Here is a 26519-nt window from a genome sequence, read left to right as displayed (position 1 = left end):
ACGATGCTTTCACGCAATTATGTAATACAAAGGTAGCTTAACTATCCTGGGAAGTAGTAGATGTATCAATGGACTCAGCGCTTGCTACTACTGTAGGTTGGCCCGTGCGTTCTCGCCATAAAGTTAGAAGCGTACTGGCGATGAAAATACTCGAGTAAGCTCCGGCTGTGAAGCCAATAATTAGAGCTAAGGCAAAGTTTTTCAAAGTTTCGCCCCCAAACAGAAAGATAGCAAACAATGTCAGTAAGGTTGTTAAGGTCGTGTTGATTGACCTAGCTAAAGTTTGGTTGACGGCATTATCTACAATGTCAGCAATCGGGCGGTTGGGATTTGTTTGTAGTGTCTCTCGAATGCGATCGTAAATCACCACTGTATCGTTGACCGAAAAACCTGTAATTGTTAGTAGGGCAACGATGAAGAGACTATCTACTTCAATCCCCAGTACCAAACCCAAAATAGAGAATATTCCGGCCGTAATCAACACATCATGAAACAGAGCGACAACAGCAAATACGGCATAGTCTAGCTGGAAGCGGAAGGTTAAGTAAATAACAATGCCTGCGAAGGAAACGATTAAGGCGATGATACCAGAGGTAAACAACTCTTGCCCTAAAGTAGGGCCAACAGTGTCAATTTGGTTTTTTTGCTCGTCAAAAGCACCGATTTTTTCGCTTAGGGCATTTTGCAACTTGGTACGCTGGTCGCGATCCAAATTTTTTGTGCGAATCAATATGCCGTTTTCTGCTTTTGTGTCTTTATCAGCAACAATTTGGATGCTGCTATCGCCTAATCCTTCTGCTTTTGCTACTTCCCGAACGACATTAATATCAATTGGCTTGTCGCAGTTACCTGGTTTGGTACAATCTCGTTCAAACTGCAATCTTGAACCACCGACAAAATCCAAGCTGGGACGTAGTGGTGCTTTGATGCTGGGGTTTTGCCAAGAAATCACCATTGAGATGATACCAGCGAGGGTGATGGCAACAGAAACAGTCCACCAAAGCGATCGCGATTTGTTAATACTTAGTTTCATCGAGCCACCTCTGCCTTATTTGAGGCTGGCACGTTTGGAGAGAAAAGTTCTGGTTTTCGCAGTGCGGGAATTGAAATTGCTAAAAACATGAGAGTGCGACTACAGGTAATTGCGGTAAACATACTCACTGCTACGCCCAAAGCCAAAGTGAGGGCAAAGCCTTTCACCAAACCAGCCCCCAGCCAGAATAGTGCAGCACAGGCAATAACTGTGGTAACGTTGCCATCTAAAATACTGGAAAAAGCACGGTAAAAGCCTGATTCTACAGAACGATACAGGGATTTGCCCGCCTGTAATTCTTCTCGGGTACGCTCAAAAATTAGCACATTCGCATCTACTGCCATGCCAATACTCAGGATAAAACCGGCAATTCCTGGCAAGGTCAAAGTTACACCTAATAAAGCAAAGCTTGCCCAAGTCAGCAAAGAATAGATCAATAACGCGATGTCGGCAATCAGTCCTGGTAGTCTATAGTACACCACCATAAATATTAATACCAAAGCTAGACCTCCGGCCCCAGCATAGATACTGCTAGTGATACTATCTTTACCCAAGGTTGCGCCAACAGTACGGATCTCTGCTATTTCTACTGGTACAGGTAATGCACCACCCCGTAGCTGCACACCTAAGTCATTAGCTTGTTGTGCCGTAAACCTACCTGTAATCACGGCTGCACCACCAGTAATCCCAGTAGCGGCAAATTCTGGCCCTACTACAGGAGCGCTGATTAGTTCATTGTCTAGAAAAATACCAATGCTGCGTCCAGTACCTGCAAGATTTTTTGTCAATTGAGCAAACAGTTCACCACCCTTTTGATCGAAGCGAATGGCAACATTCCAGTTGTTGCCTTGGGTGGGTTCGCCGTAGGCATCTTTGAGAAATTTACCAGATAGAGGTGGGTTGGTGCTTTCAAATAATTCAGCGATCGCTTGATTATTTTTCTGCAACTCTTCTTGATTTTTGGCAATTGCAGCTTGGTCTTTGCTGCTTCTTAACTCTTGCTGCTTGGCTTTCAGTTCGGCTCGTGATGCTTGAAAAGCAAACAGTTGGGTTTCTGTGCCTGGCTTTTGGGTGCGGAATTCTAACTGTGCTGTACCTCCAAGTACGCGTTCCGCTTGTTCGGGGTCGTTGACCCCTGGCAGTTGTACTAAAATTTTGTCTGTACCAATAGTTTGGATGACTGGTTCTGAAACGCCAAGGCCGTTAATTCGACCTTCGACGACTTTTTTCACGGCTTCCAATTCTCGCTGGGTGATTTGCTTAATTTCCGGCGTTGGTTTGACCTGAATTGTTAGCTGCGATCCTCCGCGTAAGTCCAGTCCCAAGGGTACGGGAATTTTGACAATCGCCACAACGGCGGCGATTACCAAGACTAAAATCAAGGCTAATAGCGATCGCTGTCTTTGCATACCATAACCATAACTCGTAACTGACAAACGTTATAATAACGCTCTTTGATTGAGTTATGAATTATCAATTAGGAGGGAGAACTTTACTTTTTACTGGGACTGGTAACCTCCACCGCGTAGCTGTACGCTTAAGTCATTAGCTTGCTGGGCGGTAAACTTGCCTGTAATCACAGCTTGGCCACCAGTAATTCCTGTCGCTGCAAATGCTTGACTGATTACGGGAGAACTGATGAGTTCGTTGTTTAGAAAAATACCTAAGCTACGTCCCGTGCCAGCTAGACTTTTCGTGACTTGGGCAAATAGTTCGCTACCCTTTTGGTCGAACCCAATCGCAATATCCCAATATTTGTTTTGATTGGGTTGAGCATAAGCATCTTTGATATATCTGTTTGTGAGTGGCGGATTTGTACTAGTAAATAATTGAGCGATCGCTTGATTATTTTTTTGTAATTCTGCTAGATTTTTGGCGATCGCTGCTTTATCTGTACTATTTCTCAAAGTTTGTTGTTTAAGTTTCAATTCTGCTCTTGATACTTGAAGTGCGTACAATTCCGTTTCTGTACCCGGCTTTTGAGTGCGGAATTCTAACTGTACTGTACTTTCCAACATTCGTTGGGCTAGGACTGGTTCTTTGATTTTCGGTAAGGGTATTAAAATTTTGTCTGAGTCAACTGTACAAGAACTCAAAGGGATTGCCGCAATTGTCTGAGATAAAATCAAGGTTAGTAATGAGCCTTGTTTTTTCATACCATAACTTTTTTTGATTAAAGGATATGATAGCGTACTATTACTTAGGTAAAAATTAAGAGTTATGAGTAATAGTTTTGACTCATAACTCTTAACGCCATTAATCTTCAGTTCTTTTTACACGCGCATCGCCACCATTTTTTCCACAGCTTCGACTATTTGCTCTGGTTGAACAATTGTCAATCGCTCTAGGTTGCCGTTGTAAGGTGTAGGAATATCTTGGGAAGAAAGCCGCAACACTGGCGCATCTAATTCATCAAATAAGCGATCGTTAATTGAGGCGATTAATTCCGCTCCGATACCGCCAGTTCTCATGCCTTCTTCTACGATAATTACTCGATGGGTTTTGCGTATAGATGCACCGATAGTGTCAAAGTCTAGTGGCTTGAGTGATATCAAGTCAATTACTTCTGGGTCATAACCTTGTTTTTCTAAAGTTTTCACGGCTTGCAGTACATGATGGCGCATCCGTGAGTAGGTGAGGATTGTGACATCTTTTCCTTGACGCACAACTTCTGCTTTATTTAAAGGCAGCAGGTATTCTTCGTCTGGTAAATCTTCTTTTAAGTTGTAAAGCAGAACGTGTTCAAAGAACAACACTGGGTTATCATCGCGGATAGCCGATTTCAGCAGTCCTTTGGCGTTGTAAGGTGTAGAGCAGGCAACAATCTTCAAACCAGGAACAGCTTGGAAGTAAGCTTCCAGTCGCTGGGAATGTTCTGCTCCTAGCTGTCTTCCTACACCTCCGGGACCTCGAATTACCATTGGTATTTTAAAGTTACCGCCGGAAGTGTACCGCAGCATTCCAGCGTTATTAGATATTTGGTTAAAGGCTAAGAGCAAAAAGCCCATATTCATGCCTTCAATTATCGGTCGTAATCCAGTCATTGCTGCTCCCACTGCTATGCCTGTAAAGCTGTTTTCAGCAATGGGAGTGTCCAGAACTCGGAGTTCGCCATACTTTTGGTATAGGTCTTTGGTAACTTTGTAGGAACCGCCATAGTGACCTACGTCTTCACCAAGAACGAACACACTGGAATCACGCGCCATTTCTTCATCAATGGCTTCCCGCAGAGCGTTGAAGAATAGTGTTTCTGCCATTTAGACCTTTAGTACGACTATTGTTTTAGAATCTTATCGCGCCGCTGCGGTCAATACCGTGAGCGATCGCACTAGTTAGAAATTGGGTTGTCTGAATCAACTGCTCCAGTTACAGAGAAACAAAAGATTAAAGGTAAAAAGATTCTTCCTTATTTTCTCTGTCTATCTAATTGTTATGCCGCTAGTAGGGAGTAATTACCGACATAACTATATCAAAATCACATTCAAAGCTGTTCCCAAAATGAAAAAAATAGTAATTTTACTGAAGCGTATATATAGTTAACTACTTAATTAATTAAGCCACTTTGCTGGTTTCTCGGCGTTGGAGGGAAAAAATGTTCTTGACAAGGTAAAAATTAATTTCTGTCAAGTACTAGTCAGCTAGCAACTACCCGTACTGGAAGATGCAAGCACACAAAGCGCACAAATTTAGATTTGATTGATTTTATCGATGGCTCTAACTTTCACAAAGCATATTATCAGCTGCAAACTGGAGAATCAGTTACCTGAGTTACCCGATCGTCTGGAAAGCGCTTGGGTCTGCCTGGTTTGCGTTTGTGTCGTTGATTGATTGACTTTTCGCTTGCAGCAGCCAATTCTTCAGGTGTGCATTTAAATAAACGCAAAGCGTCTAAATATTTTTTCGGTGTCATTGTGGGTTCAGTACGCCCAGCTTCCCAGTTGCGGACACTGGTTTCACTGATTGCAAGCCTGAAGGCAACCTCTGCACGGCTAAGCCCCGCACGCTCTCTCAGGACTTGCATATCCATATCTCATGCTCCCCTTGAAAACTTAAGTTTGTTTATTAAATCAATTGACATTTAGAGTCAATTGCAAAAAATTTATTAACTATACTTCTTTTATAAGCGATCGCCTCACACTCTGGCAAACAAGGGAGGTTTATATTTCTGTACTACCACGGACAAAATCTGCTATCTGAACAGCAAATAAACGGTTATACTGTTTTAGCACTGCCAATGTTGGCAGTTCAACTATCCAGCAATCCAGATTTTATAAAATTGATAGCCAAATACGGTTTAGACTAAGATATTTTGCACCGCTGATAACCTTTGTAGAGACGTGGTATTGCAACGTCTCCACTACGCATCTACTCTCTAATTTTCATGCACAGCTGCTTCTATACGAGATATTTTAATTGCACGGTTTAATTTCAGTCCATTTACTCGATTCCAACCAGAATACAAAGCGAGGACATAATAGGTAAAAGTTTGGGGTCAATATCTTTACGAATATTTGCATGAGCTTCGGTCAACAATTCTACCAAACCCCTGGCGCGCGCTCGCTCGCTGATATTCAGTGCCAATGCGTCGTATCCTTTTGATGGGTCTTTTTTGTGCAACTGCATTAGCAGGCCGATATAGAACTTGTAATAATCCTCTACCGTGGCGAAGTAGGAAGTACGTAAGCCTTGACTTGTAACTTCTTGGCGGATGTTTTTGATGATTGCGATCGCTTTATCTATCTCGGTGAGGGCTGCTTGCAATTGGTTATTTTGGCGTTGCAGTTTGGCGATGTTGTAGAGGCTTTGGGCTTGTTCAGCAAGTAAGCCCATTTCCTGATATAGAGGAAGTTGTTCTTGATAGCTTTGTAAAGCTTTTTGGGGGTCTTTTGTTAAACGCCAATACTTGAGGGCTTCTTCGTGTTTAGCAATAACTTGAGTAATGAGTGTTGTTTTTGTGTCTGACTTTTTGGCTTCTGCGTCTGCTTTCTCAGCCGCAGCACGATAGGTGTCTAAGGTGTTGGTTTGGCTTCTCAGTTGAGAGGGTGAAGTTACTCAGCAAAGTCTGATTTTCTTGTTCTCGCGCTTCCTGACAGACGGATGAGGGGGATGACCAGCAAAAAATCGACTTAAAATTGTAGATGTTAGTCAAAAATAGCAAATAACTATGCATCCCCTATTAAAGGTTGATATTTCCCAATTAAGTGTATCCGAGCGAATACAACTTGCAGAGGATTTATGGGATAGCATTCTGACTGATACTAATGCAGTAAATCTAAGTGAGGCGCAAAAACAAGAATTAGATAGACGTTTAGAAACACATCGTCAAAACCCAAACCAGGGTTCAACCTGGGAAGAGGTTAAGCAAAGACTGGGTTTTTCTTAATGATTTATCAGTTAATTATTAGCCCAGAAACAGAGCTTGATATCCAAGATGGTTTTGAATGGTATGAGCAACGTAGTTCTGGATTAGGCTCAGAATTTGTACGTGCTGTCGATAGCAGTTTGGCATTAATCGGACGCAACCCTTTAGCTTATCCTCAAGTGTATCGACAAGTACGACGAGTTTTAATACGTCGATTTCCTTATGGAGTGATGTATATTTGGGAAGAAGATGTAATTACTATTATTGCCTGGTTTCATGTCAAACGCGACCCTAAACAATGGCAGAATAGGAATATTTGAAATTCTCCCGATCGCTCCAAAACTACTCTCCAGAAAGATTAATAATTACTGCGCTAGTAATTATGATTGTGGAAGCTAAAAAAGAAAATATTCCTGCTGGTTTAGGACAATGTGTAGCAGAAATGCTGGCAGCAAGAATATTTAACAACGAGTAGGTAATGAAAATTTGACAATTTATGGAACTGTCACAACTAGAATTATTTGGCAATTTTTAAAATTAGAAGAGCAATTTATTCAGATTGACTTAAGTGAATATTATCTGAAAGATGTCAATAAAATTTTAGGAATCTTAGCTAGTAGCTGCGCTGAAAAAATAGCCAACATATAATAAGGGACTTCCAGAAATTAAATTATTCAATTGTAAGAGCGAAGACGATTATGAGATTCTTCCTCCCCTGCTTCCCCTGCTCACCAAAGCGATGGGATATTTTTTTAGTTGGAAGTCCCTAATCTCACGCCCAAACACCAAAACACAAAGAAAAACTCTGTGCCTTCGCGTCTCTGCGTGAGATTTATTAATAAATTATTCAACTGTCTAGCTTACTCCGACAACCATCGCGCTGCATCTTTCGCGTGGTAGGTCAAAATCAAGTCAGCACCCGCCCGTTTAAACCCAGTTAAAGTTTCCAGAACCACGCGCTTTTCATCAATCCAGTCGTTGAGAGCAGCAGCTTTAATCATAGAATACTCACCAGAAACGTTATAAGCGGCAACGGGTAAATTACTCGCTTCCTTGACGCGCCAGATAATATCCATGTATGCCAAAGCTGGCTTGACCATGAGCATATCAGCACCTTCGGCTATATCCAGTTCAACTTCTTTGATGGCTTCGCGGGCGTTACCTGGGTCCATTTGGTAAGTTCTGCGATCGCCAAATTGTGGCGTCGATTCTGCTGCATCCCGAAACGGGCCATAGTAAGCTGAAGCATACTTAGCAGCATAAGACAAAATCGGCGTGTCTTGGAATCCAGCTTCATCCAAACCCTGACGAATTGCTTGCACAAAGCCATCCATCATTCCAGAAGGAGCGATGATATCTGCACCAGCTTTTGCTTGAGAAACTGCTGTTTTCTTCAATAATTCTAGGGTTGGGTCGTTGAGAACCCGTCCCATCAAATCACCAACTTCCAGATAACCACAGTGACCGTGACTGGTATACTCACACAAACAAGTATCAGCAATTACAATCAAGTCTGGTACTGCTTCTTTCACCGCAGTCGCTGCTTTTTGCACAATACCGCAATCATGCCAAGCCCCAGTGGCATTGACATCTTTATCAGCAGGAATACCAAATAAAATAATCGCGGGAATTCCTAGGTCATAAACTGCTTTTGCCTCTTCGACAATTTTATTCACCGACAGTTGATAAACTCCAGGCATGGATTTTACTTCTTTAGCAATTCCCTCACCTGGAACGGCAAAAAGCGGGTAGATTAAATCACTTGTTGTCAATACAGTTTCACGTACCATCCGGCGCAGTTGGGAATTGGTACGTAGACGGCGGGGTCGATGTATTGGAAACATAAATTTTTGTAAAGAAAAACAACGCTATGGACACAAGATAAAGCGTCACAAAAGCAGGGCAAAATGCTGCTGCTGTCGGACAGACTACAAACAGTGCTTAACTGTCCCTTGCCCTACTCTTGCTGAAATTGTGGGGCAATTTCGTATTCTACAGCTTGGCTGACATACATGTGTGGACACTAAAATAACTATATTAAAAATCGAGCAAATTAATAATAAAGAAATTAGATTTTATGAGCGATCGCTATCATAAATGTTGCGAAATATTGAATTAATGTTTAGCCTTTCTAAATAAATAGCCTAAGAGGTTACTTTTTTGACTACTGGATCGATATTTTAGTATAAAACTCGTATTTGATTTTTGAAAAAACTCCGTACAAATCGAAAAGACAGATTCCCTACTCCCCACTCCCTACCTACACAAGTCAGTTTATAAATCAAAACGAATTGCTATGGTATCTCAACTTTGAACTGAAATTTTGGGAGATTTACCTTTTCCTGCTTTTGTCTCTTTATGCCTTAGTTACACTGTTTGAGTACAAATCTGTGTCAGCTTGTTGGTTGCACGCAACCCGATCGCGAGCATCGTTGTTTTAAGATTAAAAGACTCGCTAGAGTAGAAAAATTAAGTTAATTTTCAAGCAAACAAATACAGTTATGTCAACTGAACTTCAGTCAGAACTTCATAAAGCTGTTGAACTTCGCCGTAACTTTGCGATTATTTCGCACCCTGATGCGGGTAAAACGACACTCACAGAAAAGCTATTACTCTACGGAGGGGCAATTCACGAAGCTGGGGCAGTCAAGGCACGTAGGGCACAGCGCAAGGCTACCTCAGACTGGATGGCAATGGAACAACAACGGGGAATTTCCATTACCTCCACTGTGTTGCAGTTTGAATACCAAAACTGTCAGATCAATTTACTAGACACACCCGGACACCAAGATTTTAGCGAAGATACTTATCGCACTCTTGCTGCCGCTGATAACGCAGTGATGTTAATTGATGCTGCTAAAGGTTTGGAACCCCAAACTCGCAAGTTATTTGAAGTGTGTAAGTTGCGGGGTCTACCCATTTTTACCTTTGTAAATAAACTCGACCGTCCGGGAAGAGAACCTCTAGAACTGTTAGATGAGATTGAGCAAGAATTAGGGTTGCAAACCTATGCAGTCAATTGGCCCATTGGCATGGGCGATCGCTTTAAAGGTGTATTCGATCGGAACATGCAACAAATTCACCTATTTGAACGCAGCGCTCATGGTAGCCGCGAAGCCCGCGATACCACAGTAGATTTGGGTGATGCCCAAATTGAAGAACTGCTGGAACAAGATTTATATTACCAACTGAAAAATGATTTAGAACTTTTAGAAGGAGTCGGGCCGGAACTAGATTTGGAATTGGTACATCAAGGAAAAATGACACCTGTTTTCTTTGGTAGCGCCATGACGAACTTTGGGGTAGAGTTGTTCCTCAAGTACTTCCTAGATTACGCCCTTAAACCCGGTTCTCATAACAGCAGCGTTGGCGAAGTTCCCCCTACCTACCCTGATTTTTCTGGGTTTGTCTTCAAACTGCAAGCGAACATGGATCCCAAACATCGCGATCGCGTGGCATTTGTCCGGGTCTGCACTGGTAAGTTTGAAAAAGATATGACAGTGAATCACGCCCGAACTGGCAAAGTAGTGCGTCTGTCTCGCCCGCAAAAACTCTTTGCTCAAGAACGGGAATCGATTGATGAAGCTTATCCGGGTGATGTGATCGGTTTGAACAATCCAGGGGTTTTTGCAATCGGCGATACAATTTACACGGGGCAAAAGCTGGAATATGAAGGAATTCCGTATTTTTCACCGGAACTTTTTGCGACTCTTAGAAACCCTAACCCCTCAAAGTTTAAGCAATTCCAAAAAGGCATTTCCGAATTGCGTGAAGAGGGTGCAGTGCAAATTATGTATTCCAATGATGAAGCCAAGCGCGATCCAATTCTCGCAGCTGTGGGTCAGTTGCAATTTGAAGTGGTGCAGTTTCGCTTACAAAATGAGTATGGTGTAGAAACCCTGCTAGAATTATTGCCCTACAGTGTTGCTCGTTGGGTTGAAGGTGGTTGGGAAGCTTTGAATCAGGTGGGACGTATATTTAACACCACCACAGTCAAAGACAGCATGGGTCGCCCAGTATTGCTATTCCGCAACGAATGGAATTGCCAACAGTTACAGGGAGATCATCCAGAGTTAAAGTTAAGCGCGATCGCCCCGGTATCCGGTCAACAACCAGTGGAAGAATAATTCACTTGTTAGGCGAGGCGCAGTTAATCCGTCAATAAGTAAATTGAGTGGTTCTCCATCAATTACGAATTACGAATTAGCAATTACGAATTATTCAGTCAGGGATCTGAATGCGCTTTTACAAAACCATGAATTAAAAGAGATTGGAGTGCCAGAATTTCTATGCCTTCACATGCCGAATCGTCTTTGGAGGCTGGTTTAATTGCCCTCAAGCAAGGAAATTACCAAACAGCGATCGCTCAACTAGAGCCTATAGCCATTAGCCAGGGCAATGGAACTGCTAGCTTGCAAGCAAAGGTTGGTTTAGTGATGGCTTATGCGCGCAGTGGCAAAGCTGATAAGGCGATCGCCCTGTGTCAGAGTCTCATTGACAGCCAGAATCCCCAAGTTAAAGAGTGGGCAGAACGCGCTCTCACACACTTGACAAAACGCAAAAAAAACAAAGAATCAAAAAATTTAGAAACTGGATTTGTTGCTTTTGATAATTCACGCTCAGGTAATCCCCAAGTCGCTGCGGCATCACAGACGAAACCACAAAAAACAAAAGTAGCAGCCGTAACTCCCCGCAATTCAACCGCTGTACCACCTGGAAGTTTCCAAAAAACATTCATTGAAAAACCTGCCATGCCACCAGGTGGCTTCTTAGGTGCAGGCTACACACAAATTAAAGAATTCGGCATTTATTGGCGGCAAGCAAAACGCGCCAAAGTATGGCAGCCTTTGCGTAAGCCCAACTTGATACCCTTGCGTTTACTGGCGGCAGGAACATTCATTGCTCTGTTTTGGGTGCTGCGGGAAATAATTAAGTTTGCAATGGGGTTAATTAACTACACTTTAGTCAAATTACCATACCTGGAGCCTGTACAACTTTTATACCGCAACCCTACTCATTTATTACTGATAGTTTTGTTCGTCTTGGTTGTGCTTTCGCCCTGGTTACTAGATTGGCTATTAGCTTCTTATGGTCAGCGAGAGCTACACAAGGATGTATTGAATAACCACAGTCGTGAGACAGGTCGGGTACTACACCGCTATTGCCAGCAGCGTCATTGGCCGATGCCGAAACTGCGGATTTTACCAATAGCAGCGCCAATAGCTTTAACTTATGGGAATTTACCCCGTAATGCCCGGATTGTGGTCAGTCAAGGACTCTTAGAACAACTGGCAGATGATGAAATTGCGACAATCTATGCTGCTCAGTTAGGGCATATTGCTCACTTGGATTTTGTGGTCATGTCTTTGGTGCTGCTGGTAACGCTGCCAAGTTACAGGTTGTATCAGCAAGTTTCGCAGTGGGGAGACAAGACAAATAAAATCTGGCGCGGACCGTTCACTATTTTGGCTAGCCTCTTTTATGGAGTTTGGTGTTTTTTAACTGGTACGGCTTTATGGTTATCGCGGTTACGGCTTTACTATAGCGATCGCCTTGCAGCCGAAATTACTGGTAATCCCAATGCCTTAACTCGTGCCTTACTCAAAATCGCCATTGGCATTGCTGGTGATGTTCAAAAAACAGAACACACCAGTTGGCAGTTGGAAAGCTTAAATCTCCTGACACCAGTAGGTTATCAACAGAGCCTTTCTTTGGGTAGCGTTGCGGGTTATTTGACCTTTGAATCTATTTTGACCTGGGACAATCTCAATCCCTATCGCCGCTGGTTAGCGATTAATAATACCCATCCTTTAATTGGCGATCGCATCCAACGCCTGTGTCAAATAGCCCAACACTGGCATATAGACACCGAACTACATCTGACTAGCCAACAATCCTTGAGCCAACAGTCCTTAAAGGTGACGCGTCAATCCTTCTTATTACAAACCGCTCCTTTTTTAGGCGTTCCTTTGGGTTTTTTGTTTGCAGGTCTGATTTGGCTGCTTTGGCAAACTGCTTTCTCACTCAAGTTTTTAAATTTAAAGTGGATATACGAAGACTGGTCATTTGTGACAGGTTGTCTACTAATTGGCTTTAGCATTGGTATGGTGATCCGGATGAACTCTTTTTTTCCAGACATCAAAACTACCAACGTACAAACTAATGACCTACTGCCCAACCTGTTAGCTAATCCAGCTACTATCCCCATTGATAGTATTCAGGTACATCTTGTCGGCAAGTTATTAGGTCGTCAGGGTACTAGCAATTCTTTAGCACAAGACTTAATTCTACAGTCCAATACAGGTTTGGTGAAACTACACCATATTTCCTGGCTGGGGCAGTCAGGAAATCTCCAAGATTTTATTGGTCGGCAGATTACAGTTACAGGCTGGTTCCGCCGAGGAGCTACACCCTGGATTGACATCCAAACGCTGCAAACTCAAAGTGGTAAAACAATTCATAGCCCTCATCCTATTTGGTCTACTGTTTTGGCAGTTGCAGCGCAGGCTTGGGGTGCATACATTTTCCTCATGGGTTAGTCAGTAGTCATTAGCAAAATCAGGACAACTGACAAAGCAAAATGTAAACAAATGTTGCAAAATTTCTTGGTAAGTGTTACATTTATTTACATACTCAAAAAATGGCATAACTCAGCACTATAGCTTTGTTCTTACAATCAAGTGTTCGTGCCAGTTTATCTTTTGTATCCTCCCAACACAGCAGTAAATTAACCAGCCATTGGCTGGTTTTTGTTTCCAATATTCACTCTTGAGAAAAAAATGTACTTTATGCTACGATGCGATAATACTATTGTCGGAAATGTATGCGCTGAACTAGCTACGTAGAAAATACCGTGGTAATGTAAGGAATGGTATTTAATTCTGCGGGCAAGAGCATTGAAAAAAATATTTACTGTGGCAGACAGTAGGCTAATAGGTTTACAATTCTTAGAATTAAGGTGGTATTAGCTGAGCGTTGTATGCGCTTTTGTATTAAACAAGCTTGATCCCGACGAAAAACTGTATTGTATAGGTTAACAGTTTGGAGTAAAAAAATTGGTTGATGGCAATCTTGGTCAATAGCATCTATTTAAAAGCCAAAGCCAAGTGATTGTTTTCTTGCCTTGCCTGTTAATTCAACTCTGGAGGTATAGTTCATGTCCGTTCGCCTATATATAGGCAATTTGCCAAAAGAAGAAATAGATCGTCAAGACCTGCAAGCAGTTTTTGCAGAAGAAGGCGATGCTGTCACTACGAAACTAATCAAAGACCGGAAAACCGGCAAGTGCCGTGGTTTCGGTTTTCTCACAGTTAACAATGACGAACAAGCAGATCAGATTATTGAAAAGTATAATGGTCAATTGTTCAAAGACACTCCCATCAAACTAGAGAAGGCATTACCTCGGACAAAAGGTGATGAGAACGAGGAGCAAGCCCCCAAAGCTGTTAATCAAAGTAGTAGTCACCCTGCTCCTAACACAAATAAAGATAGCAATCGTCGAGATAAAGGCTCTAAGAAATCTCGGCGTGGCGGCGGTGGTCGCGAAAGCGCTACAACTGCTGACTCAGATGCTATTCGTCCAGACCCACGTTGGGCTTCTGAACTAGAAAAGCTGAAGCAGATGCTAGCTGCACAAGCCACAAACTAAGTGGAGAGAACAATTAAAAATTAAAAATCAAAAAATTCTGATTTTTAATTTTTAATTAGCAGTAATTATCTAATTAGCTATCAAAGGGTGTTTATGTCCCTTGTTGTAAATGCGATCGCAGCTACGGAATGTGGGTTTAACTAGCAGTAGCTTGTCTTGCTAGTCCAATGCGACTAAAAAACTTAGTGTAGTGACTTTGTTTATGCAAAGCAGGCGGAAGCTGACCAAAGTTATGCCAACATTTACATTTGCGATCGCATTTGTTCAACAAAGCTAGGCATGTCTAAATCTTCCAGAGTCCGAACCACCAGGGTGAGGGCAAAGTAAAACTTATTAATACAATAACCTTCAATTCTCGCTAAAAGCTGCCTTTGTGTCCTTTGCATAAAAAAGGGCACAAAAACAGGCAACCTCTAAATCCCCCTAAGTCCTAGCATTTTTTGTTATGAGACTTAGGGGGATTTTAGTTTTAGTCCGACCTTATATGTAACTTTTTTTACAAAATGCTATTTCGAGCATCAGCCAATTCTATGTTTATATGTTGTCTTTTCTATTATTTTCATCTTTGTTTACATTAAATATTAGTACTGAAAAGTAAATGTAACTGATATATCAAAAGTATTATAAACTACAAAATACATTTATTGATTTCAAGTATAAATAATTACTTTTTAAACAAGATAAAGTTAATCGCCATAGTTATAAAATTGCTCTAAATCCAGGAAATTTTATTTTAATTTGCATTTTATTTAGGCGTGGAGAATTTACTTAAAATACTTATATTTAACTTTTAATAGTAATATTACTTAGAAATTTCACTTTAAAAATATCTGAACAAATGTATAAATTGTATAAACATAAAACTCATTTACGTACATACCATTAATCAAATAGAAGTTCATCTACCACAAGCATTAGATACAAATATAGCAATTTACATATAAAGAGATTAAATATAAATACTGAATAAAAAGTATAAATATTGTAGGGGATATATAAAAATGTTTAACATACTAAACTAAAATAAAGATTACTCAAGATTCCTCAACAATTGGGTGAAGTTTGCGCCTAGCACACTTGGAACCATCGGATACCTTGTTACAATCAGCAACACACAAACTATGAACTCTACCACTGAAAAACGCATTGCCTTGATTTCCGTCCACGGAGATCCGGCGATCGAAATTGGTAAGGAAGAAGCTGGAGGACAAAATGTTTATGTGCGTCATGTGGGTGAAGCACTAGCGCGGCTGGGATGGCAAGTTGATATGTTTACCCGCAAAGTGAGTGCAGAGCAAGACACAATTGTTCAACATAGTCAAAATTGTCGAACCATTCGTTTTAAAGCTGGTCCCCTTGAGTTTGTACCGCGAGATGATCTTTTTAGCTATTTACCAGAATTTGTCGAAAATCTTCTCAAATTCCAAAAAGAAGAGGACGTTAAATATAATTTGGTTCACACAAACTACTGGCACTCTAGCTGGGTAGGTATGCAGTTGAAGAAAATCCAAGGAAGTAAACAAGTTCACACATACCACTCTTTAGGAGCAGTCAAGTATAATACGATAGAAAATATTCCTCTGATTGCCAGTCAGCGATTGGCAGTGGAAAAAGAAGTTTTGGAAACGGCAGAACGGATTGTAGCCACAAGTCCGCAAGAAAAAGAACACATGCGATCGCTCGTTTCCACCCAAGGTAGTATTGATATCATTCCTTGCGGTACGGATATTCAGCGATTTGGCTCGATTGACCGACAAGCAGCGAGATTGGAGTTGGGAATTGACCAACAAGCCAAGCTTGTATTATATGTAGGACGTTTTGACCCGCGCAAAGGTATAGAAACCTTAGTGCGTGCAATCAATGAGTCTAAGTTACGTGCCTCTAACAACCTGCGGCTAATTATTGGTGGTGGTAGCACTCCAGGTAATAGCGATGGAATTGAGCGCGATCGCATTGAGAGCATTATTACTGAATTAGGGATGAGTGACTTTATCACCCTTCCCGGTCGTCTGAGTCAGGAAATTTTGCCAACTTATTACGCGGCTGCTGATGTTTGCGTTGTTCCCAGTCACTACGAACCCTTTGGACTCGTGGCGATTGAAGCGATGGCAAGTGGCACACCAGTAGTAGCCAGTGATGTTGGAGGACTTCAGTTTACCGTGGTTCCCGAAGAAACTGGTTTATTGGCACCACCACAAGACATAGCTGCCTTTGCATCTGCCATCGACCGAATTCTCGTCAATCCAGAATGGCGAGACGAATTGGGTAAAGCTGGCAGAAAACGCGTCGTTACCAAGTTTAGCTGGGATGGCGTGGCAAATCAGCTAAGCGAACTTTACAATCAATTTTTGCAGCAACCAGTTAAAGAAGCCAAATTATTGCTGACTAAGTAACGTCCTTACCCTGTCTAGTAAGGAGTAGTAGAGGTTTTTAATAGTTAAAAGCAAAAAGGAAGAAGGAATTTAGCAGCAATCTGTTGTTTTTCCTTTTCCTTTTTGTGATTAACTATCTACTCTTCACTGCATAGGATTGTCAGTATCGGGAATTTCCCGCAACGCTTCTTTAACAAGTTGTAAAACCTGCGATCGCACGCGATCGTAGTCTTCAGCAGTACACCAAGGACGCAGGTACAAAACTGTAGTAGTAGGAGAGATAGAGGTAACGTCACAGGTTGGTGGTGGTCGATCCAAAACTAAAGGATGGGATTGCACCAGCGTCAATAAGTGAGTAATAGTCATTTCTATTGGGCGATCGCCAATATCAATTTCTAAATCAACCCGTCGTGTACCCAAAGCGCTAGTATTTCTCAGCGTACCGCTAAACAATAGACCATTCGGCACTGTAATTTGCACATTGTCTCGCGTTATCAATGTGGTGGAGAAAATGCCAACTCCATCCACTACCCCGGCAACTCCTCCCCCTTCAATATAATCTCCGACTTCAAAGGGACGCATACTGATGATGATTACCCCAGCAGCAAAATGGGAAAGAGTATTCTGCAACGCTAAACCAACCGCCAAACCCGCTGCTGCTAAAACTGCGACGATGCTGGTTGTCTGAATTCCCACCTGGTTGAGAGCAGCAACAGCACCACTCAACAAAGTTAAAATTTCAGCTGCCTGAATCAGGAAATGTCGTAGGGTTGGCTCAGTACGAGCAAGAGCTTTACGCAAAAAGCGACCGATGAAATTCATCGCCAAGCGCGTCAAGAACAGAATACCAATAGCCCAAATAATTTTTGGTACAACTGCAAACCCCAGATCCAGCCATTTTTTCCAGACTTCCAAGGCCATATCTAGCGAGTTTTGCCAGAGCGGTGAGACAAGCTCCACAGTGAAAATAGTCATCAACAATCGTTTATTTTATACACTCGATTTGTCCCAAATTTTAACAAGAAAGGCAGAGGGCAGAGGGCAGGAGGCAAAAGATAAAGAGGTAAAGGTTAAAAGGCAAGGGAAGAACTTTGTTTAATTCCTTTTCCCCTTACCCAAGGCGAAGCCTTTCCCTTGTCCGCCTACCTTCTGCCATCTGCCTTGTGCCCTCTGCCTTCTTTAAGTTATGCCAGACGGAGCTAGACAAGATAGCATATACTGAGCATCTAAGTTTGAACGCCAATGGCTAATTGTTGTGCAACCAGTTGACTTAACCACCCTTAAAGCTGCTTGTAGCGAACTACGCGCTAACTGGCTACCGTCCCGTCTGGAACAGGTTTATCAACGCGATCGCTACACGATTGCTGTGGCATTACGTACCCTGAAACAACGGGGTTGGCTAGAGATTTCCTGGCATCCTCAAGCTGCACGCATTTGCATTGGCGAACCGCCACCGCGATCGCCAGATACTTTCACCTTCAGCCAACAACTAGTACACCAGTTGGGTGGTTTGGCGCTGGTGGCAATTGAAGCGATCGCACCTTGGGAGCGCGTTATTGATTTACAATTTGCCCGTCGTCCTGGAGAAAGCGCTCTACATCATATATATGTAGAAATTATGGGCAAATACAGCAATGTCATCCTCACCGATGCCAGCAATCTAATTATCACGGCTGCCCATCAAGTTAGTCAGCAACAGTCTAGCGTCCGTCCCATCCAAACCGGACAACCTTACGAAACACCACCCAAACTCACTGGCCCTGTTCCCAGTTTGAGTGAATCTCAAGAACGCTGGCAAGAACGGGTAAGCTTAGTACCAGGAGCAATTAAGCGTCAGTTATTAAAAAGTTATAGCGGCTTGAGTGCAGCACTGGTAGACTCCATGTTGCTCGCAGCCAATTTAGCACCAGAAACCACCACCGACACCCTCAACCCTGACGACTGGCAAAGGCTGTTTGAACGATGGCAGGAATGGCTGGAAGCTTTGGATTTAAATAAGTTTCAACCAGCTTGGACTGGAGATGGATACACTGTCATGGGTTGGGGTGCAGTTGCGTCAGCACAAAACATCCAAGCATTACTCAACAAGTATTATAACGATCGGCTCAATCAACAGTTATTCTCTCAATTACGTCATCAGCTGAGTCAGAAATTAAATAATATTCTGGTAAAACTACGGAATAAGGGTCAAACCTTTGCAGATCGTTTGCAGCAATCAGATCGAGCAGATGATTATCGCCAAAAAGCTGATTTGTTGATGGCTCACTTGCAAAACTGGGAACCAGGGATGAAGGAGATTATCCTCCCTGATTTTGAAACAGGCAAGCCAGTCGCGATCGCTCTCCAACCAGATAAAAATGCTGTACAAAATGCTCAAAGCTTTTACAAACAACATCAAAAGCTAAAACGCGCTCGTGTTGCTGTCGAACCTTTACTCTTGGAAGTGCAGACAGAAATCGAGTATTTAGAACAAGTAGAAGCTGCGATCGCTCAAATAGACAACTACCAAACAGTAGAAGATTTGCAGGCCTTGGAAGAAATCCGCGACGAGCTAATTGGACAAAAATATCTAGAAGACCCAGAATACCGCAGTCGTAGCACAAACGAAGTTGCTAGCACCAACTTTCATAATTACCGCACCCCTAATGGCTTTCAAGTCTTAATCGGTCGTAACAATCGCCAGAATGACCAATTAACGTTTCGTGTAGCTGGGGATTATGACCTATGGTTCCACGCTCAAGAAATTCCTGGCAGTCATGTGCTACTACGTTTAGAACCTGGCGCTGTTCCAGACACCACTGATTTGCAATTCGTTGCCAATCTTACCGCCTACTACAGTCGCGCTCGACAAAGCGATCGAGTACCAATAGTTTACACTCAGCCAAAGTATGTCTACAAACCCAAAGGAGCTAAACCAGGAATTGCCATTTACAAACAGGAGCGAATTCTCTGGGGACAACCACAGTCAATAGTAGAGACGCGCCATAGTCCGTCTCTACAGGAGAAGGAATCGCTATTATGAATAAAATCAATCGAGTTGCCATTGTTGGTGGAACTCACGGTAACGAATTTACAGGAGCATACCTAATTAAAAAGTTTGAACAGATTCCCGCACTGATTCAACGACCCAGCTTTGAAACTCTCACTTTATTGGGTAATCCCCTAGCTTTTGCGGCAGGTAAACGTTATATTGACAAGGATTTAAATCGTTGTTTCTTCATTGAAAACTTGCTAGATTGTACACTCTCTAGCTATGAAGATATCCGGGCAAAAGCCATATACCAAATACTAGGACAAACAAGCAATTCTCAGGTAGATTTGATTATTGATTTACATAGTACAACGGCAAACATGGGGCTGAGTATTATACTAGGCAGCCATCATCCATTGCTACTGCAATTAGCAGCTTATCTGAGTTCAATAAATCCTGAGGTGAAGGTCTGTTACACACAACCCGAAAAAGGAAGTAATTTTCTCCGTTCTCTGTGCGAATTGGGTTTGGTAATTGAAGTTGGGCCTGTAGCTCAAGGTGTCTTGAATGCAGAATGGTTTCAAAAAACAGAGGAACTAATTTATAGCGTTCTGAATTATTTGCAAAGATACAATCAAGGTTCAATTCCACAAACCAATAATACACTGACATACTATCAATATGTGGGGGCGATAGATTATCCTAGAAACGAGCATGGAGAAATTCAAGCGATGATCCATCCTCAGCTTCAGTTTCAGGATTATGAACCACTCAACCCTGGCGAGCCAATATTTTTAACTTTGGATGGTAAAGCGATCGCTTATGAAGGCACATCCACAGTTTATCCTGTTTTCATCAACGAAGCCGCCTATTATGAAAAAGGTATTGCTATGTGTTTAACCGAGAAACAAGTGTATAGTCTGCAAAATTTGTGATTGCAGTTATTAATAATTGGCGTTTTTGGTCATTTTTGGTAAGCCAGTATTTTTTTAAGAACCTATTGCAGGATTTTTTCAGTGCTGCTCATGAGTTGTTGCTTCTAGCCAAATTTCCACATCATCTGTGAGTAACTTTTCTGCTGCTTCTAACATTGATGCTGCTATGTCTTTGAGGTCTTCACGATTATTCAAGTAGGTTTTCAATGCTTCCATGGGGTCAATGCTACTACTGGCACTTAATTCAGGAATACGGGGTCGAGCTAGCTGACTTATCAATTCTGGCTGAATGGTATAGGTGTGAGCTGAATTTAAAGCAGTATGTAGAGAAGCGTTATCAATGATGTCCAACTGTTCGGAGCGGAGTTTGTAAATTAACCGCACTACAGCATCTTGAATATCATATTTAGCGATCGCTTTCATTAATGCAGCTTGAGGATCGTCTGCTTTCGAGACATCCACCTCAATTGTACGGAAAGTCCGAACTGGTAAGGGACAAAATTCCCACTTCACACTACCCCGTTCCAGTTCTATCATCACATAGCCTTTGTCTTCTTTTTCTTCGCTAAAATCTACTCGCTCAATGCTTCCTGGATAAATAACTGGTGGGTTGTTGGATTTATTTAAATTTTGATGGCGGTGGACGTGTCCCAGCGCTACATAATCAAAACACGGTCGCGTCAGCAAAGATAGGGGTAGCGTAAACCCTTTGCCCACTGCCAAAAAGCGCTCTGCTCCCAAGGTAGCATTGTCAGCCATCAAGTGAGCCAAAAGCACAGTTGGCACATCGGGGTCAAGACGGCGAATTTCGCCTTCTAAGACAACTTGCAAGCGTTCAGTTAACAACTGATTGACTTCTGCCAGAGACAAACTTTCAGTTTCTTGGCGAGTCATGAGTGTCGAACGCGTCAGCCAAGGAAGAGTGATAATTTGTACTTTGCCGTTGCGAGTTGATATGTGGTGAGTGGTTAATTTATCACCTACTACAAAGCCCGGCACTCCCAAGGTGCGGTAAATATTTAAACTCGCTCCCCCTAGTCCTTGGGAATGTTGGTCGTGGTTGCCCACCAACAGCACTGTTGGAATATCGGCATCCACGAGACGACGAAACTGGCTAGCAAAAGCTTCTTGCACGTAAGGAGGTGGTGTTGCATCAGGAAAAGCATCGCCACCAAATATTACCAAATCCACGGCATCTGCCAGCGATCGGTCAATACACAGAGATAATGTATTGACAAAATCCTCCAACCGTGTGTTTAATCCTGTTGCCGGATTAATTCGTCCGTGGGAAAAGCTGCTTCCCATATGGATGTCGGAGAGGTGGAGGATTTTAATCATATGAGTTAATAGTCAATAGTCAATAGTTAATATTGTCGCTCTTGACTTTGGACTTTGCACTTTTGACTAAATTAAATGTGAATTCCACATTCTGTTTTATTACTTCCCCGCCAGCGTCCGGCGCGTTCGTCTTCACCTTCACCTACTTTGGTGGTGATGGGTTCATCACCAATGCTGGGATAACCTTGGTCGTGCAAAGGGTTGTAAATTACTTTATGTTCAGCGACATAAGGCCAGCTATCTTGGCGCGTCCAAGTAGCTATGGGATTTATTTTCAACCGACCTTGACTATCTAATTCAAAGATAGGCATATTAGCACGGGTTACTGCTTGGTCGCGGCGACGACCGGTAATCCAAGCAACAGTGTTCAGTTCATCTAAACCCCGTAGTAGTGGTTCAATTTTTGTAATTTGGTGAAATTGAGCAATATCTTTATCCCAGAGTGCTTCACCGTATTTAGTAGTAAAGGCTTCGCGGGTATCTACGTCTGGAACCTTGTAAGTTTTCAAATCTAAGTTATAGATTTCTTTGGCTTTAGCAACTAGTTCTAGGCTTTCACGAAAGTGGTGCAAGGTGTCGAGAAAGATTACAGGAACTGGATGCTTGAGTTCGCTGTAAAGAATATTAGTAATTACCATGTCATCCACATTAAAGGCACTAGTTTGCACCAGTCCTGTGGGGATATTCTCTATAGACCATGCCAGGATTTCTTTCGGAGTGGCAGTTTCAAACTGTTGATTTAATAGTTCTAAGTCAAAACTAGTGGTTTGGTTTCTAGATCCCGTGGAAGCTGTCATGATAATTTTCCGGTCAAATTGTTTTTACCTTGATTAAACTTGATTTTACCCTATAAAGGCGCGTATTCCGCTCGGATATGAGGTAATTATTTTGTTCGGCGATCGCTACATTAAGGGGACAGGTGGCAAGGAAAAAAGGAATTAAACAAAGTTCTTCGCCTTTCCTTTTACCCCTTGACCCTGGTGTTGCCTTTTACCTGACGCTGTCCTTAACTCTATACGTAAATTAGGTAACTCAATAAGTGTTAAATTATACTAATACTTGACTTTGTCTTAATTGATTTCAGGATATTTGCAACCTATTTGTAAGCAAACACCACAGTCTTTACTAAGAATATTTACATTAATTTAAGTTTTACTCTACTTTTATAGATATTTATACTGCTACTGATATGTTTATTAGAATCATTAAAATTAAGGAATTTTACTAAAATGAACAATTCAAAATCTACCAATACACTGGGCGTATCTATAGTGATGGGTGCTTTGATCGCGATAACCAGCTTTAGCATCATCACGATCATGAGCGTTTTTTAAGATAAGTCAACAAAAAAACTGAAAATTTTTAGCACAAAACTTTACAAAACCTTGCTTAAGACTGAGCAGGGTTTTTGCATCTTGTTGCAAATTACAACAAAGCTAATAGAAAAATGGAATCTGAAGAAACACGACTGTATGAGTGTTAAGATTTACTAACTTGAAAGTTAGTAACACTCTATTTATTTCATTTGTAGCTACCGCTTTTCGGTACTAGTCGGAGGCTTACACAAAACTTGTCGCATTTTTCGCATATTTGTAGGCAACTCCAAGTTCATAGCTTGTTGAATGAAAAGTGAAGGTATCGGTATATTAGGCGTTGCTTGCACATTATAAGCAAGCATTGTGCCGTTACCATAATCTTGTAGCTCTATATTGGCTGTAAAATCCAGAAAAGTCCCTTTTTCCATCCGAAATTGAATTTGTTGTCCAAGGACTTCCACGACATTAAGGTAAATTTCGACTTGAGCGGTGAAAAATAAAAAGGCTTTTTGTGCAGCTTGATACAGACGTTTGACTTCACCTCTATGTAAAACTTCGCTTTTGGTGATGTCAGGAAAATATTGTACCCAACGAGGGTAATCAGTTAGTTGCTGCCATACCTGCGATCGCACTAGGGGCAAATACATGCATGCTGTAACAGCGCCACCCCAAGCTGTATGCGATTGCGTTTGCACCAAAATTTCACCCTGCATGAGTAACCGTTGCTTGTCATGACTCAAAGTCATATCCGAACCTACGATAATTGAGTTTGAAATATAAGACGCAGACATATTGATTTTAGTTACTCCTCACTTATATCCACCTTCTAAGGTCGAAAAGGTTGAAAGTGCAAACCATTAAACGGGAGCAAGTCCAACCCACTAAATTTTAGTCCCAGTCTAATATACACGCCGGAACCAATGATTTATTTAAAAAAATATTCAAGATTTTTACTGTAAAAATATGTATTTATTGTAACAATTAATAGAATTTATACTTAAGCAGTCCTGAAAATAGCACCACTTTTAAATGAAAAATTACATTTGTAACAGCTAGAATGGCACAAACATCATCTGATATGCAAGGTGTATTTAATTATAGATATTGGAGTTCTGGAGAATTCTATTTTTGGAGGGAAAAACTTTTAGCTGTTGTTTGTATTTTTTATACTATTAAACGTCTGACAGTAACTTTATCTAATCAACATAAAAAGTAGTAAATTGGGAATCAAGAGGGAAACCAAATGAAACAATCTTCTTTAAACCGCATATTAACCCAGGCTTTTGGTGTATTTCTGGGCATAGGAATAGCCGTTTGGGTACTCAGAGGCTTTGGTATTCTCACATTTGTTCCGGGCGGAGTGATTTGGCTATTATTATTGGGGGCGATCGCTATAGGGATTCTCAGTTACGCTCAAAGAACTTGGTGGCGTTTTTAATTTCGCAAGCGTTAGAAATAGCATATTTAAAACATTAACTAATTAACTCATAGTTATAAGGTTAAGTAGGTATGCAAAAATATCTATGTCATTGCAAACGAAACGAAGCAATCACAAACCCTTGCGATTGCTTCGTTTTGCTTCGCTACACTCGCAATGACAATGCATATTTAATTTTGCATGACTACTTATATGGTAGGTAGTGAAGTAACGCCAACAATTTACCAGGGGAAAGGAACATGGAAAAGTATGAGTGTACTGTCTGTGGCTATATTTATGACCCAGAAGTAGGCGATCCTGATAGTGGGATAGAGCCAGGAACGCCCTTTGAAGAGATACCAGAAGATTGGGTATGTCCAGTTTGCGGCGCGACAAAAGATCAATTTGAACCAGCAGAAGTGTAAAGATAACGGCTAGCCTAGAAAGTAGGTGCTATAGAAGAGACATTTTTGAACTTGCTGCCGTTAAAAATTGTAGTTATTGGGGGTGGGGCGGCTGGATTTTTTGGCGCGATCGCTTGTGCTGAAATCAATCCTCACGCCCAAATCATTTTACTCGAAGCCAGTCGTCAACCACTGGCTAAAGTTCGCATTTCTGGTGGAGGACGCTGCAACGTCACTCACGCTTGCTTTGAACCAGCGGGGTTGGTGCAAAATTACCCCAGAGGCGGAAAAGCCTTGCAGGGTGCCTTCACTCGTTTTCAAGCGAAAGATACAGTCACTTGGTTTGCTCTCCATGGAGTACCGCTAAAAACTGAGGCTGATGGACGGATGTTTCCGATTACAGATAGTTCAGAAACGGTTGTGAATTGTCTGATGAATGCTGCTAAGGCTGCTGGTATAGAAATTTGGACGGCAGCAGCTGTAGTGTCAGTAAAGCGACTACTGAGCAATCAATTTGAGATTATTTTGAAGTCGGGAGAGATTATAAAGTGCGATCGCTTGCTGTTGGCCACAGGAAGCAATCCTGTGGGTTATAAAGTAGCCCAAGAATTTGGTCATCAAATTCAATCGCCTGTGCCCTCGCTATTCACCTTCAACATTGTTGACCAACATCTGAGGGCTTTAGCTGGAATTAGCGTCAACCCCGTGCGCTTGCGGTTGTCTGTTGCAGAAAAGTCCCAACTAGAACAAACAGGCCCGTTGCTAATTACCCACTGGGGTTTGAGTGGCCCAGCTGTGCTGAAACTTTCTGCTTGGGGTGCAAGATTTTTGCACGAAAGCCGCTATCAAGCTACATTATCAATCAATTGGCTGCCTGATTTGCAGCAAGAACAAGTGCGGCAAAAAATCTTAGCAGTTAAGACTGAATGGGCAAACAAAGCGATCGCATTGCATCGTGGAGTTGACCTACCTCACCGCCTCTGGCAATATCTGATCGCCCGTGTAGGTATTACTCTAGAAGAGCGTTGGGCAGGACTATCTAACAAAACATTAAATCGGTTAGTGCAAGAACTCACTCAGGGAGAACATTTAATCAGTGGCAAAGGAGTTTTCAAGGAAGAATTTGTTACCTGTGGTGGCATTAACCTTAAAGAAGTCAACTTCAAGACGATGGAAAGTAAATTAGTTCCCGATCTTTACTTTGCCGGAGAAATTTTAGATATTGATGGCATCACGGGGGGTTTTAACTTTCAAAGCGCTTGGACAACAGCGTATTTAGCTGGTAATGCAATGGGGACTAGCTAGCAACTTCTATCTAGAAAAGGTAGGAAATGGGAGAATGAGGAGGTAAAGGAGCAGGAAAGTAGAGGAGAAGGGAAAAGAAATTAAACAAAGTTCTTCCCCTTTCCTTAGCGCTAACGCTAGTCACCTGATGCCACTTTCTACCCTGCGGGAAGGCTGTCGCCTACAACGGGGGGAACCCCAAGACCAGAGTGGCTCCGGAGGGAAACCCTCCGACGCTCGGTCGCGTAGCGTCTCACGCCACTTACTCCACTTGGGGAAACCCCAAGACCGCAGTGGCTCCCCCTCACAAGTGTAGGTTTTTAATCAAGCAATGAGTAATGACTATAAAACTAACGCTCTAATCATCATTTCTTCTACCCCTACACCCTTACACCCCCACACCCTTACACCCTAAAACCAGGGTTTTAGGAACAAAACG

Annotated in this window: 24 protein-coding genes and 1 pseudogene; 13 read left to right on the top strand and 12 right to left on the bottom strand. The window is 42.1% G+C overall.

Annotated elements, in window-relative coordinates:
* Positions 1–37: 37 nt before the first annotated feature.
* The 6 genes and pseudogenes from secF to RMY31_RS10765 form a co-directional block, all read right to left on the bottom strand.
* Positions 38–1033 carry a protein translocase subunit SecF gene (gene secF, locus RMY31_RS10790; protein ID WP_322660107.1) on the bottom strand — a complete coding sequence of 332 codons (996 nt, stop codon included), beginning with the start codon at positions 1031–1033 and terminating at the stop codon, positions 38–40.
* Positions 1030–2442: a protein translocase subunit SecD gene (secD, locus tag RMY31_RS10785; protein ID WP_322660190.1), complete on the bottom strand. Its 1413-nt coding sequence runs from the start codon at positions 2440–2442 to the stop codon at positions 1030–1032. The genes secF and secD overlap by 4 nt, the downstream gene beginning before the upstream one ends.
* Positions 2443–2530: 88 nt before the next feature.
* Positions 2531–3117 (bottom strand): annotated as a pseudogene (locus RMY31_RS10780) (SecDF P1 head subdomain-containing protein); the annotation flags it as partial.
* 189 nt (positions 3118–3306) lie between these two features.
* Positions 3307–4290, bottom strand: coding sequence for an alpha-ketoacid dehydrogenase subunit beta (locus RMY31_RS10775; protein ID WP_322660111.1), 984 nt, complete (start codon positions 4288–4290; stop codon positions 3307–3309).
* 479 nt (positions 4291–4769) lie between these two features.
* Positions 4770–5060: a helix-turn-helix domain-containing protein gene (locus RMY31_RS10770; protein ID WP_322660113.1), complete on the bottom strand. Its 291-nt coding sequence runs from the start codon at positions 5058–5060 to the stop codon at positions 4770–4772.
* Positions 5061–5470: 410 nt separating this feature from the next.
* Positions 5471–5863, bottom strand: coding sequence for a hypothetical protein (locus RMY31_RS10765; RefSeq protein WP_322660115.1), 393 nt, complete (start codon positions 5861–5863; stop codon positions 5471–5473).
* Positions 5864–6197: 334 nt separating this feature from the next.
* On the opposite strand from RMY31_RS10765, the gene RMY31_RS10760 reads away from it, so the two are divergent.
* From RMY31_RS10760 to RMY31_RS10750, 3 genes are read left to right on the top strand one after another with little or no spacing between them, the layout of a single operon-like run.
* Entirely contained in the window at positions 6198–6416 is a 219-nt protein-coding gene (locus tag RMY31_RS10760; protein WP_322660117.1) for an addiction module protein, read from the top strand.
* On the top strand, positions 6416–6715 hold the full coding sequence (locus tag RMY31_RS10755; protein ID WP_322660119.1) for a type II toxin-antitoxin system RelE/ParE family toxin: 300 nt from the start codon (positions 6416–6418) through the stop codon (positions 6713–6715). Before RMY31_RS10760 ends, RMY31_RS10755 begins: the two co-directional genes overlap by 1 nt.
* Positions 6712–6870: a hypothetical protein gene (locus RMY31_RS10750; protein ID WP_322660121.1), complete on the top strand. Its 159-nt coding sequence runs from the start codon at positions 6712–6714 to the stop codon at positions 6868–6870. Before RMY31_RS10755 ends, RMY31_RS10750 begins: the two co-directional genes overlap by 4 nt.
* Positions 6871–7255: 385 nt before the next feature.
* Here the strand turns inward: RMY31_RS10750 and hemB are convergent, their stop codons facing one another.
* A complete protein-coding gene (hemB, locus tag RMY31_RS10745) occupies positions 7256–8239 on the bottom strand; it encodes a porphobilinogen synthase (protein ID WP_322660123.1) in 984 nt (327 codons plus the stop codon).
* A gap of 657 nt (positions 8240–8896) precedes the next feature.
* Here hemB and prfC point away from each other — a divergent pair.
* The 3 genes from prfC to RMY31_RS10730 all read left to right on the top strand — a co-directional run bounded on the left by prfC (position 8897) and on the right by RMY31_RS10730 (position 14043).
* On the top strand, positions 8897–10522 hold the full coding sequence (prfC, locus tag RMY31_RS10740) for a peptide chain release factor 3 (protein ID WP_322660125.1): 1626 nt from the start codon (positions 8897–8899) through the stop codon (positions 10520–10522).
* 162 nt (positions 10523–10684) lie between these two features.
* Complete coding sequence (locus tag RMY31_RS10735) at positions 10685–12934, top strand: M48 family metalloprotease (RefSeq protein WP_322660128.1); 2250 nt, start codon at positions 10685–10687, stop codon at positions 12932–12934.
* 617 nt (positions 12935–13551) lie between these two features.
* Positions 13552–14043 (top strand): RNA recognition motif domain-containing protein, encoded by a 492-nt coding sequence (locus RMY31_RS10730; protein ID WP_322660130.1) that lies wholly within the window; start codon positions 13552–13554, stop codon positions 14041–14043.
* 242 nt (positions 14044–14285) lie between these two features.
* Here RMY31_RS10730 and RMY31_RS10725 read toward each other — a convergent pair whose 3' ends face one another.
* On the bottom strand, positions 14286–14429 hold the full coding sequence (locus RMY31_RS10725; protein WP_322660132.1) for a hypothetical protein: 144 nt from the start codon (positions 14427–14429) through the stop codon (positions 14286–14288).
* 735 nt (positions 14430–15164) lie between these two features.
* On the opposite strand from RMY31_RS10725, the gene RMY31_RS10720 reads away from it, so the two are divergent.
* Positions 15165–16436 (top strand): glycosyltransferase family 1 protein, encoded by a 1272-nt coding sequence (locus RMY31_RS10720; protein ID WP_322660134.1) that lies wholly within the window; start codon positions 15165–15167, stop codon positions 16434–16436.
* 123 nt (positions 16437–16559) lie between these two features.
* Here RMY31_RS10720 and RMY31_RS10715 read toward each other — a convergent pair whose 3' ends face one another.
* Positions 16560–17390, bottom strand: a complete 831-nt coding sequence (locus tag RMY31_RS10715; protein ID WP_322660137.1) for a mechanosensitive ion channel family protein — start codon at positions 17388–17390, stop codon at positions 16560–16562.
* A gap of 280 nt (positions 17391–17670) precedes the next feature.
* Between RMY31_RS10715 and RMY31_RS10710 the strand changes: the two genes are divergently transcribed.
* A complete protein-coding gene (locus RMY31_RS10710) occupies positions 17671–19437 on the top strand; it encodes an NFACT family protein (protein ID WP_322660140.1) in 1767 nt (588 codons plus the stop codon).
* On the top strand, positions 19434–20321 hold the full coding sequence (locus tag RMY31_RS10705) for an aspartoacylase (protein WP_322660142.1): 888 nt from the start codon (positions 19434–19436) through the stop codon (positions 20319–20321). Before RMY31_RS10710 ends, RMY31_RS10705 begins: the two co-directional genes overlap by 4 nt.
* A gap of 78 nt (positions 20322–20399) precedes the next feature.
* On the opposite strand, the gene RMY31_RS10700 is transcribed toward RMY31_RS10705, so the two are convergent.
* From RMY31_RS10700 to RMY31_RS10690, 3 genes are all read right to left on the bottom strand, one after another.
* Positions 20400–21659 carry an exonuclease SbcCD subunit D gene (locus RMY31_RS10700; RefSeq protein WP_322660144.1) on the bottom strand — a complete coding sequence of 420 codons (1260 nt, stop codon included), beginning with the start codon at positions 21657–21659 and terminating at the stop codon, positions 20400–20402.
* Between the two features lie 71 nt (positions 21660–21730).
* On the bottom strand, positions 21731–22456 hold the full coding sequence (gene cysH, locus RMY31_RS10695; RefSeq protein ID WP_322660146.1) for a phosphoadenosine phosphosulfate reductase: 726 nt from the start codon (positions 22454–22456) through the stop codon (positions 21731–21733).
* 734 nt (positions 22457–23190) lie between these two features.
* On the bottom strand, positions 23191–23766 hold the full coding sequence (locus RMY31_RS10690; protein WP_322660148.1) for an SRPBCC family protein: 576 nt from the start codon (positions 23764–23766) through the stop codon (positions 23191–23193).
* Between the two features lie 452 nt (positions 23767–24218).
* On the opposite strand from RMY31_RS10690, the gene RMY31_RS10685 reads away from it, so the two are divergent.
* The 4 genes from RMY31_RS10685 (at position 24219) to RMY31_RS10670 (ending at position 26396) form a co-directional block, all read left to right on the top strand.
* The gene (locus RMY31_RS10685; RefSeq protein ID WP_322660150.1) at positions 24219–24413 is read left to right on the top strand and encodes a hypothetical protein; all 195 of its coding nucleotides are present in this window, start codon (positions 24219–24221) and stop codon (positions 24411–24413) included.
* 239 nt (positions 24414–24652) lie between these two features.
* Positions 24653–24817: a rubredoxin gene (gene rd / locus RMY31_RS10680; protein ID WP_322660152.1), complete on the top strand. Its 165-nt coding sequence runs from the start codon at positions 24653–24655 to the stop codon at positions 24815–24817.
* A 51-nt stretch (positions 24818–24868) separates the two neighbouring features.
* On the top strand, positions 24869–26101 hold the full coding sequence (locus RMY31_RS10675; RefSeq protein WP_322660192.1) for an NAD(P)/FAD-dependent oxidoreductase: 1233 nt from the start codon (positions 24869–24871) through the stop codon (positions 26099–26101).
* A 127-nt stretch (positions 26102–26228) separates the two neighbouring features.
* Positions 26229–26396 (top strand): hypothetical protein, encoded by a 168-nt coding sequence (locus tag RMY31_RS10670; protein WP_322660154.1) that lies wholly within the window; start codon positions 26229–26231, stop codon positions 26394–26396.
* The last annotated feature ends 123 nt before the right edge of the window (positions 26397–26519 follow it).

The organism is Dendronalium sp. ChiSLP03b (genome assembly GCF_034531165.2).
Taxonomy (GTDB): domain Bacteria; phylum Cyanobacteriota; class Cyanobacteriia; order Cyanobacteriales; family Nostocaceae; genus Dendronalium; species Dendronalium minutum.
The sequence above is the reverse complement of the archived record's forward strand: the minus strand, read 5'-3'. Positions and strand labels throughout refer to the sequence as shown.